We start from the raw sequence: 11,088 nt of genomic DNA on the forward strand, positions 1-11,088 counted from the left end.
CCCCCCCCGCCGGACAAAACATTACATATGTTCTCCTGACCGTCCCGATCCCTGATTCAGTATCAGCCGCAATCGGGGTGTGGGGATTAATGAAACCGAAGACTAACTGTATGAATTTACGAAACGTCCTCAACGAGCAAGCGGGGATGGAAATTGTGAGTATGTGAATGCGTCCGTCAGGCCAGGGCGGCCGAGTGTTTTCCGCGCAGCAATCATCGTTACCGTCGAGCCAGCTAGATGCCATCGTGACGCCTCATGTTTGCGAGACACTGGTGTCATGAGCGAAGAAAGCGACGCTGTGTTCCGAGATCTCTCCGTTGATGAGCAGAAGCTTCTCGCCACCGCATGCCAGCCATTCATGATCCCGTCACCAAGAGGCGGAGAGCCCGGCTGGCCCGTCTGGGACTTCGTCGCTCGCACCTTCTCGTCCGAATCGCAGAGCAACCTGGTACCTGAAGACATCCTGGCCGGGCTACCAGTAGGCGTGGCTCCGGACGGTGGTGAGCCATATCGGCTTTTCTGGGTGCGCGATGGAATTCGTGCCGGCCAGCCAAAGGACGACAGTATTTTTGGCTTGACGGTGGCCGGGATGCACGCCGTAAGATCTCTTGTCCCACGCCTGGGCGAGCTGGCCGATTCCCTTGCTGCCTACATCGGTGCCCTCGCAGCTGCCGAACTCCAACTATCCCCCTCTCCTAACGAGGTGGCCAAATGGGACGCGCCACTTCAGGACATCACGGTCGGCACCTATCTCCAGGGGCGGCCTTACCCTGTGACCTTGAAAGCATCGGTCGCGGCCGAGGTGGTCCGTCGCGAGTACGCACCCATCAACGTCCAGATCACCAGCGAAGCAGTTACGTGCCAGGTTCGAGGTCGATCGCTTCGAGCGTTCCTAGGTGTCAATACGGCTGAGCAGTACCTGGCGCGTGCGTGGCATTACCAGCTGCCAGCCCAGGAGCCCGTCCTCGCCTCGCCGATGACGCTAATTCAAACGATCGACTACTTCGGCTATGTGCTGGAAGCGTCAGCGCTCTGGCGGTCGTCGGGCGGGGGATCAGTCGTGCGGGTCCGCAGTCTCAAATCCGCCGCGTCTCTATCGCAGTCGGCCTCCACTGTCGAGGAATTCGACAACAGGATCTCCAGCCTGTGCACGATCATCGATCACTTTGCCCTGCCCGACGTTCCCCCAGAGATCCTGAAAAAGCGTTTTAGCGGCCAGCAAGGTTCTCTCAACTCTCTCACTTACTTCTTGGAGCGGATGGTCGTCGACGAGCCGTACAGCAGTTCCGTGAAAGAGGCCCTTGGTAAACTACGCGACGTCCGGCATCTCCGGACGGCTGCCCAACATGACTCGGAACGTCCGCGTCGACAAGCAGCCGAAGCCCGCAGCCGATTCGGGCTTGCGCCTATTGCCGTCGATTGGGCGGGTGACTGGGACGCGATTCGCGCACATCTCGCCAACGCATTTACCAGCATCATCGAGGCCGTTCAGGCATCGGACGACCACTTATAAGAGGTCAGCTCGCGATCCGATGGAATAGGAGCCGCTTGACGAGTTTCTACGCGCCAATCGCCGTCCGCATAACGACAAGGCTCGCAAAGGGGGTGGGGACCCTCCAACCACCGTCTAACGGAGTGATGTATTTACTTTCGTGAGCTGGCCCTTACGAGCGTAGATTCGGCTCCGGTGGTTTTGTGACTGCCGAGCGCCATACCCAAGCTTCCTGTACCCCTCCGCTGTGGGTGGGGAATCGCACCAGTACGACTCGGTCATTGAAGGCGATCGCTTCCCCCTCGACCTGTACCGCTCGCTCGGGGTATCGAACCCAGGCGAGGACTTTCTCAGGGGCTTCTGGCGTGGTCACGCCACCTCCTGTGGAGTGGCGCTCAAGCTCGCTCAGGGAGATCGGCGATGGACGAGTAGCTGCTTCGTTGATAGCCGCGCGTGAGACGTCCGATCCATATCTTCGGTTGCCTCCCATACGTCAAGAGTAGAACATATGTTCGAAGGGGTGGAATGCCACTTCGCGGGCCCCGGCAATCTTTCTAGCGCGAAATGATGACAGCTCTGAGCCGTTACGTACGGTGAGCGTTATTTCGATGATGAGTTGCCTCTACTTTGCTGGCTCTCTACCAGGACGCCGTTCCCTAAACGAAGAAAGGTCGTGGACGTCGTCAATGCCGAGAGCGTCGGCTATCTCTCTCTCGGAGTGCTCTGAGCGCGCGCTTCGCATCTCGGCCGCGATTTCCCAATTCACACCCTCGAAGATCTTGCGCAGGGTCTTCAGCCTCTCGATGCTAGAAGGATCGGTTTCACCCCGCGTTGAAAGCGCCCCGGCGATGATGTAGTAGGCACGCTCCGTTGGCCAGTTCTCAATTGCCTTCGCCAGCGGGAGAGCTGCTACCTCGAGCATCCACTCATTGTCCTGGACTGTGTTGCAGATGGCTTCGACAGTCATCTGGTGCCGTTGCCGGTTTTCATCGTTGCTTTGGTCATCCACTCTTGCTTACCTGCAATCACTTTTTCGGGAAAAGAAGGTTCGATAACCGTCGAGCGAGGGGCGTTGGCTCGTCTCTTTCCCCGGGTTCGAGTGCTTCATGTCCAATGCGGTCGGTACCGTCGTGATTGAATTCTGACTCCAAGAAACGAGAACCGCCAAGAAAAACCGAAACTCCTTGCTCGATGCGCGCAAGGACGCGAAAACGCCTGTACAGCCAAACAAGAACGAAAATGGCTACGACCAGCAAAGCGGAGTATCCGATTGGTGGCCCGTAGTTGTACCCCGGCAGGGTTGTCGCCGGGCCGTATGCGCTGGTATTCGAGGATCCCTGCGAAAGAGGGGCGGCAGTCGCAGCCGGTGTGTTCAGGGACTCGCAGCGAGTGGTCCATGCCTTAAGTGCTGAATCCGATCTTGCTCCCCAGGTGAGGGCCGCATCAAGCAGGTACTTGTGCTTGTTCTCGCCGAGCATAACGAGGTGCACGATCTGGCTACTTGGATCGGTTGCGGAGCAATCGTCGGGGATCGGTGCTCGTTTGATGACGATGACCCCGTACTGGGATGAATCGCCAAAGAGCACGGTCGGGAGTCCTGTGTCATCGGTAGTCGGAACGATCTCTCCCGTCTGAAATGTCGTTCCAATGTCGGAGCTGAACTTGGGAAACAGATTGAGATTAAAAGTGAGTGTGTCACTTGCCGAAGGGCCCAGATTGCGGACAGACAGATCTACGGCATCGGCGCTGGGCGCTCCGCCCTGCGGTGAGTAGTACACGATTCGCTGATCCAGCGTCCCCTTCACCTTGAGCTCTTCCATAACCGCTGCCGGGGGATTGCTGTCGGCGTAGGGCGCCGCTGGGGCAGTGTCGAACCAGGTAATTGCTGGTGTGGCCGTCGACGTTGGGGAAGCACCGGAAGTCGGAGTGCTCGTACTTGTGGGAGTTGGAGTGGATGGCAACACTGTGGGAGACGGTGTTGTGCCCACTGGAGCCGGTTGAATGTCGCTGTCGCAGTAGAGGTACTGGGGGTCGCATGGCGCACCTGTTGCTGCGGCCGCCGAATCAGCGAGTGCGAGTCCAGCTACCGGCATAAGCATGACCATCCCGGCGAGAAGGAATGCCTTGCTTCGAGATTTCATGGTGGTTTCCTTCGGGCTCAGATGATCGTGATCAGGGTGCCGAGTGGCAGCGAGTTGACGGCGGTGATTGCGTCGACCGGAAGGCGAACACAGCCATGGGAAACCTGGCCCGTGTTCTCCTCCTCATAGTGGACTCCGATTAGACCGCCGTCACTGCCCCCGTACGGCTCGTCGGCTGCGGCCGAGTGAAGTGAGGTCAGCTGAATCGGGTACTCCGTCTGCCCCTGTGCGGGATCGAGGTATCGAGCTTGGATATACCCGGTGACGCTCGTGGGTGTCGGGGTTCCTGGTGTGCCGACTCCGACCGGATATCTGGAGACAGGTTGCCCTGCCCTGTCGAGCACGATGAGCTGCTGATTCTCTACTGAGACCTGGATTCGATCGGGAGTGGATATCGGGTCGACTAGTGCGTCTGTTCTGAGCCACGCTGAACTTTGGGCCGGGGCGCTCCCATTGACGGTCGAAGGGAGTTCGAGGCGGCTAGGCGTGAGTACGAGGGACCAGCCGCCGTCTTGCTGAATGGGAACAACTACAGTTCTGTCGCCCAAGAAGTTCAGTGCTGCCAGGTGTGCGATGGGCGTCGTTCGGTCGGCGCTGTATAGAGCGGTGTCTGCCGATAGTGAGTAGACGGTGGGCGCGGCCGCGGTGATGCCCTGATTGGCGATAAGCCCAGGAATCACCGCGGCATACGTCGCTTCGGGCAACTCGTCAACGGCGACGAGAGACGGGGGAATGTATGCGTCGACGGTGTGCGCCGGCACCGGAGAGGTATGCAGTGCTGGCGGGGCTTCGATAGTGAGTGCAATCGAGGTGCATCCCGCCAGCACTGCGAGGAGAGCGCCAGCAGTGAGGACATGCGCGATGGAACGGCTCAGGTTCCTCATGATGGTCTCTCTCTACTAGCTCGAGGCAACTTAGCCACTCACCACGGGCAGGTGAATTTCAGGCGTAACCGGATCCGGGACAACTGCCGGGGTCGGAGTGGGCGTGACGACCGGGGCCGGTGGTGTCGGCTTCGGTGTCACAACGGGTGTCGGCGTGGGCGTGGGGTCCGGTGTCGCGGTCGGTGGCGTAGTCGAGTCGGCGTAGACCTCGATCGCCCCGCTTGCGTCGGCGCTGCGAAGCTCTGTACTCGGATCCTCCAAGAAGTATTTGAATTGGTAGCCGCCGATCTGATCGCTCGTGAAGGTCAGATCACCATTTGCTTCGACGGTGCCCCCGGCAGGAACGTTTGTGATGTGAGTATCGAGGCTCGAAACCGTGCCCTGGCTCCACTGAGCTCCGGTGAGCAGCCCATCCGGGGTGACAGTCAGAACGTCGTCTGCTTTCACCCGGTATGACTGATCCTGTGCGACCGGGAGCCATGTCTGAGCTCCGGGCACGTCGACCATGAACTCGGTCATGTTGGCTTCCAGGCGCGTGCCGTCGTTCCAGTAGGTGGGTTCGAATCCGGTCGCCGCCCACTCGATCTGCATGGACGTCTTCAGTGGAACCAAGAGACCGCTGAAGTACCACGACTGGAAGATCGGGTTGCCAGCTTCATCGAATGAGATCGGATCGCATTTGGTGGTAGTCGGGCAGTTATCTGCCATTTCCTGCCGGAGCGTGTCGAGCGTGTACTCCGGTGCGGTCGCCGTGGCGGTGCAGCTGAAATCGACGGTGTCACCTGAGTGGAAGATCTGGTTAGGGTCGACATCGCAGGAGACTGCTGCATTGTCGGGCGCAGTGAACCCGCCCGAAACGACGACCCCGGCATTGATCTCCGGTGCGGCGAATCGGTACTGCTTGTCCCCGCTCATCGTGCCTTCGGTTGCGTTGAGAAACCGGACGGTTCCGGTCGTCCTTACCTTCAGGTCCGAGCTGGCAGCAGCGTGTGCATCGACTCCGTCGATGGTGTGGACGGTGTTGCTGTCGTTCTGCGAGCTGTCAACGGAAGCGATCACCTCACCGTCCGAGCCGAGAATTTCTGCTGTGGTTGTAGCTACCCAGGCATCGGTTGAGCTGGGATGGGGCAGTGAGTCGGCCATCGCGGCTGGGACGCTGCTGGCTGCGATGGTCATGCACGCGGCTACCAGAAAGGTGACCGCCGATCGACGCCACTTGTGCGGTCTCCGCTTCGATTCCGGGGGTCGTTCGCAGGGCTCGCCCTGGTTGTGGATGATTTGGTTGTTCATGAAATGCGCCTCTTTCTCGGGAACTAGAACTTCGCTTCTTCTATCTAAGCGCCATTACCGAGGTTCCCTCGATTTATCGGATCGAGATCGCACAGAGGAGCCCCATGCGCTCTAAAGGATCACAAAGCCGCAGGTCAGGAAGAATCTTCCCCTGTCACGCTCATTGAGGGTCTTGAATTCGCCCGCTCGTAATTTCTTGATCGACTAGTCCGTTTACCAACGCCAGTCCACTTCGCTTCTGATTACGTCCCAATGCTCGGGTTGCGGCACGCGGAAGCTCGCGAGGATGGCCGGGAGATCAGACGCCCCGGTATCGGATATCTCGACACCGCGAGTGTTTCCGTCGATGGATTGGTAGAGCCCGAAGCCGGCCGCTTCGTATGCGAGGCCGGCCTTTGCATACGAAACCTCGGCAGGTCGATCGGGAAACATTTCAGTGACATCGTCCGGAGAGAGAGGGGGCTTCAGCGCCAGGACGTCACCCATGTTACGGCGCGCTTCCCGCGAGGTGCTTTTCCATGGCTCCGCGACTGAGAAGGCAACAAAGATATTCAGGGAGCTGAGCAGCGGGTCGGACATGAGTTCGGAGACGGCCGCTTGAAACTGGGAGCTGATGGCCTCGACGCCATCGATCACGATGAGAATTGGCTCCGTGTGGACCGACTCTTTCTTCGATTTCGGAAGATCGTCTACGTTGTCTACATCGTGCCGCACGCACGCTCGGGTTCGCTCCAGCATCTTCGTATGGATCAGTAGGAGTGTCACTGCCAGCGCGTAGTCATCGACCGCTAGGCACTCAAGATAGGGGAGCAGACCGAGATACTTCTCGCCGTGATCCTGACGATCGATTACCACGACACGAATTCCTCGGGTGAGGGCCGACACGATGAGCTGGAGTAACGCGTTGGTCTTTCCGGAGCCTTTGAGGCCGAATACTCCAACGGGTGACGAGGCTCGAATGTCGGACCCGATTTGTTGGTTCCTCAGGCCGAGCCCGATCGGAAGTCTCCAGAAGTCGGTGTCGGTGAGCCTGGGAATCAGGTTGTGCGATGAAACGATGCGGTCGAACAATTGGCTATCCTCACTGGGAATCGAGCTTCGATTCGTAGCGTCTTTGTAGCGCGATAATTCGACGCTGATTGATTTCCTGGGCTAGAGCCTTTCGGCTCGACACAGTAAGCGCCCTGTGACGCGGAGAGCCCCGTAGGGCGAGTGTCGATTCGCTCTACGGGGCTCTCAATTGCTGCGTCTGGAGCGCCCAACGCTGCTCGCTCTGGCCCCAATCCGTCGTAGCTCGCCAAGCGAGATTTCTGAGACGGGCTACTCCGAATAGTTCAACTTCGGCGTCCAGCCGTCTCGTGCAGCGTTGATCTTCGGAGAACTGCTCTGAGCCTCGTCGAGGTCGTCGTCATCAAAGTCGTCATCGTCTTCGAGGTGAGTGAAACGCGTGAATGGAGCTGCTGCCGGAACCCTTAAGTCCTTCTCGTCAACCGTGCGCCTCATCGAGAGTCCGAGAACGTCGTTGATGATCCACGGGGACGCTTTCGGGATGCCCAGGTTTTCAATGATTTTTGCCGACTGATCCTTCGGCGCAAAGCCAACTCGGATAGCTTCGAGCGCCCCGGTCTCTGAGCGAATCACCGCTAGGCCTTTCTTGCCCTTGTTGCCGTCCTTGTCGACGCTGAAACGTTCGAACAGCTCAATTGTCTCGGCAGTGCTCCCGGTCCCCATTGCGAGAGCAATCTCTGACGCGACGGGTACCGCTCCGGGCGCGTGGCACTGTATGGCATTTCCCAGTGACGGTCGCAGCCCCTTCAAACTTTCCTTGTAAGGGAACTGCGTCGCGACGACGAAGTAGATGCCAGCTGCGCGGTGTTTCTTCGCAATCTTGGCCATGTAAAGCTCGACTTGGTCAACGGCCACATTTTGTCGTTGCGCTGTGATGACTTGCCTGTCATCCTTCCCGAGCGAAGACGGAACCGTCGCTTTTTCTACCGAGGTTTCGTATTCGTCGTAGTAGACGGTGATCGGTCCGATGTTCAGCTCACGGCGTTCCTCTGGGGTGAAGTCGTACCAGTTCTCGTAGCCGTACTGCTTGATCAATCCAAGAACACGGTCTCCTTCCTCACAGAGGTAAGCCAGCATCGTGGCGACCTCAGCGATTCTCTCGCCCCACATAATCGTCCAGGCCTTCAACAGCGCGAGACTGAGAGCGAACTTCTCGGTATCAAACACAGCCAAACGATGACCTCGAGCTAGTCGGGACATCATGTCTTGTCGGAGCAGAGTGCTCTTGCCGGACCCGGGCTTGCCGGCCACCAGTAGGTGCGGGATCTTCTCTAGGTCGAGACTTATTGCCGAGCCCGTTTCGCCCGCACCCTCGGGCACAGTATTCCAATCACTGGGTGCATACGCGTCGGGCAACGATTCGATGGTAGAGAAAACGTCCGGCAACGCCCGACCTTGTCCGTAGCGCAAAGTGGTGCCCCTGTTGCCGCGATCCTCAATAGTCCATCCATCGCTCGCCTTGGGAAGCGCCTCGATCGCAGCCCACCACCTCTTTTCACGCTCGCCCGCGGTGCCTCGCAGAGGAGACCGCTTCACCTCGACACTGTCGATTCGATTCGGATAGATGACGTTGTCGGATTCCTCGTTATCCCTCCATGTCACTTCGAGCCAAAGGCTCCAGGAAGGGACTTTCATCGCGTCCGCAACGTCACGATATATCGCCGCCTCGTCAGGGGTGACCGCCTGCACCCAGAACACCTTTGGGGTGACGTTCAAGTGGGCCTGAATGACAGTCATGCCTGTCTTACTCATCAGCTCCTGCAGGCGAGGGAGATCTGACTCCCTGAATCTGTCGTGCAGTATCCCTTTCCTCGTGGGTTGTAACCGTGATGGAACCGGCGCTTCCGGTGATCTCGACTGATGCACTCCGAGGATTTCATCATCACGACTCTCCTCGTTCCCAACGCTCCAGACGAGCCCCCCGCTCTCGACGAGTGTTTCGCGGTTCTTTCGGGTCTCCTCGTCGACTGCAACGATGAAGATGTCGTTCGGTGTGGAGTCCTTTGACTTCATGTATTGGAACTGATTGAGCGCGACAAGTTCGTCGTCGATGTCGTCAAAATATTTCTGAGCGCTGACCGGCACCGGGTGAATTCGGATTGCATCAAGAGAAATGGTGACCGATTTTTCATCCAGGAGGTCGCTATCAGTGATCTTCAAGAGGCTGCGGAGGATGCCGAGCTTGCCACCAAAAATCTTGAAGATGTTGTACACGTGCCGCTGAAGTTGGGCATAGGCGAGCCCTATCTTCACTCCGTAGTAAAAGAATCCAAGAGAAGCAAGAAAATAGGCGAGCATGGCAGCCAATTGAATAAGAGTGGCGAGCCAGGTGAAGATCGACGGTATGACCGCGTGAAAGTACGAGCTTGGTTGGTCGGGCTGCCCGGTGCTATCTATCCAGAGCACGATTCCTGCCAAGAGACGTGTCGCAAAGCTAGCGAGGAAGAGGGCGAACACTACTCGCGCGCGGCTGTCGGACTTGAGCTCTCCGTATGCGGCGCCAAAAACTCCTCGGCGCGTATGCAACTCGTTCCTGCTCGTGACGACGCGGACAATAACGGCGTAGGCGAATAGCAGGAGAGATGGGATCGTGATCCACGAAATCACGTTCGCGTTTGGTATCCACGAAATCATGTTCGCTACGAAGGGCACCCAGAAATCGGGAAGGGCCGCCAGCACCCACACGGCCGCTACGAAGCACCACGCAGCAAAGTTAGCAAGGTGCCCCTTGTCTGGCCGCAACTCATCTATTTGCTGAGTGATACTGAGGTTCTGCGAGGAAAATTCCTTATGTTTTCCGATTAGCTGATCGAAGAACCACGCGTACTTGGTTCTTTCCTTTTTCACCTGTTCACCGCTTCCACGCGTTCTCGTTGACGTTCTCGCGTAGTCTAATTTTACGAGACGTATCAATAAACAGTGGAAACGTTAGAGCGCTCTAACTTTCGATGCGTGGAGCAATGACATATACCTGCTCTCTCTGAATGACCTCCGCGTCCGCTGCGCCAGCGGTGTGCTCCTCGATCCAGATCTTGCGATGATCCTTCGTCGATGGAAGGTACTGATTTCGATAATGGCCGCGAACATTCCATCGAGTGTCGCGAGCTTGGCCCTCGCCTGTCGACGAGCTACCGAGACCGAGGGTGGATCGGGTTGCATAGATGATGCGAGTTTCCGTGCTTTGAGCAGTTTGCAGCGTCGGCGCTTTTGTAGTCGAAAACTCCCTTGAGTGCATAGGAGGGAGGCGCTCGGGCAGAATTGCCCACAATCCACCGAGGGTGCGTATGCGCGGAGCCTTGGAGACCACAAACCCCTCATCAGAACGGCGGAGAACGGTTCTAAGTGTGCTCGTGGCGTTCAGGCTCGGTCGTCTGCTCCCTGAAGTCACTGAAAGCGTCGTGACAACACAGTCGAGGGTTTCCGGGGCCATATCCCAGGCGAACAGGAACGCTCCAGCATCTATACCGGGTCGAATCATGACCGCAATGCCGCGGGGCGTGGGTAATTCGCTCTCGCTCAGCTGGGTGATTGCCTGCCCTGCGACCTCGGCTGCCTCAAAAGCGCGAACGGGTGCGTAGAAGAAATGACGATCGGAAGCGGCACGAGCTATCAGATCCAAGATCGGAGCACTGGCTGTTTTCGGGGAGATGAGTACGTCCACGAGTTCGGGGAGACGTTTGGGTAACGCTGCTGCGAAACCTGCCGCTGTGCGTCCACCTTCGCCAGTGAGACCGGGAAAGAGTGGTTCGTTGAAATCGCCGCGAACGAGCGCTTCCTTAAGACGACGGGCAACCGGCGGCTCCATCGAGCTACTCGGACCCTTCACAAAGACACCTTGCAATCTCAGGACGCGCATCGCATCCTTTGAAGGGACTCCCACTTCGGAAGCTATTTCGTGTACGCGCGGTTTCGCCATCCATGCCCCTTTGATTGTCAGCTCAGTTTGGCAGCAGGTTGCGACAGGTACCCGAAGGGGCAGCTTGTGAATTCGTAAAATATCCGACGTTAGCGGCTTCCACGGCGCGCCGGTAGGGCGATTGCAGCCCGTCTCAATGACAGGGGAATGCACAACACAGGCACGTACACGGCAACCGTTACACCCCGGCCTGTGCAATGACGCGGCGGGCGATTAGGCGCGCCGAGTGTCTCGCGAACGATCGTTACCGGACACCGCGCAGGCTCAGCCTAGGGTTTCGACGAATTAGCAGCCCCC

General features: G+C 58.1%; 8 protein-coding genes. 1 reads left to right on the forward strand and 7 read right to left on the reverse strand.

Annotated elements, in window-relative coordinates; genetic code table 11:
• Window positions 1–277: 277 nt before the first annotated feature.
• A complete protein-coding gene (locus tag D4765_RS18220) occupies window positions 278–1,513 on the forward strand; it encodes a hypothetical protein (protein WP_136643736.1) in 1,236 nt (411 codons plus the stop codon).
• Between the two features lie 601 nt (window positions 1,514–2,114).
• Here D4765_RS18220 and D4765_RS18225 read toward each other — a convergent pair.
• From D4765_RS18225 to D4765_RS20235, 7 genes are all read right to left on the reverse strand, one after another.
• Window positions 2,115–2,501, reverse strand: a complete 387-nt coding sequence (locus D4765_RS18225; protein WP_136643737.1) for a hypothetical protein — start codon at window positions 2,499–2,501, stop codon at window positions 2,115–2,117.
• Between the two features lie 16 nt (window positions 2,502–2,517).
• The gene (locus tag D4765_RS18230) at window positions 2,518–3,312 is read right to left on the reverse strand and encodes a hypothetical protein (RefSeq protein WP_136643738.1); all 795 of its coding nucleotides are present in this window, start codon (window positions 3,310–3,312) and stop codon (window positions 2,518–2,520) included.
• 338 nt (window positions 3,313–3,650) lie between these two features.
• Window positions 3,651–4,517, reverse strand: a complete 867-nt coding sequence (locus D4765_RS18235; protein WP_136643739.1) for a L,D-transpeptidase — start codon at window positions 4,515–4,517, stop codon at window positions 3,651–3,653.
• Window positions 4,518–4,547: 30 nt separating this feature from the next.
• Entirely contained in the window at window positions 4,548–5,807 is a 1,260-nt protein-coding gene (locus D4765_RS19510; protein WP_201799372.1) for an Ig-like domain-containing protein, read from the reverse strand.
• Window positions 5,808–6,020: 213 nt separating this feature from the next.
• A complete protein-coding gene (locus D4765_RS18245) occupies window positions 6,021–6,878 on the reverse strand; it encodes a P-loop NTPase family protein (RefSeq protein WP_136643740.1) in 858 nt (285 codons plus the stop codon).
• Window positions 6,879–7,127: 249 nt separating this feature from the next.
• Complete coding sequence (locus D4765_RS18250; protein ID WP_136643741.1) at window positions 7,128–9,722, reverse strand: FtsK/SpoIIIE domain-containing protein; 2,595 nt, start codon at window positions 9,720–9,722, stop codon at window positions 7,128–7,130.
• A gap of 91 nt (window positions 9,723–9,813) precedes the next feature.
• Complete coding sequence (locus D4765_RS20235) at window positions 9,814–10,791, reverse strand: translation initiation factor IF-2 N-terminal domain-containing protein (protein WP_136643742.1); 978 nt, start codon at window positions 10,789–10,791, stop codon at window positions 9,814–9,816.
• Window positions 10,792–11,088 lie beyond the last annotated feature (297 nt).

The organism is Subtercola vilae (genome assembly GCF_004923255.1).
GTDB classification, from domain to species: Bacteria; Actinomycetota; Actinomycetes; order Actinomycetales; family Microbacteriaceae; genus Subtercola; species Subtercola vilae.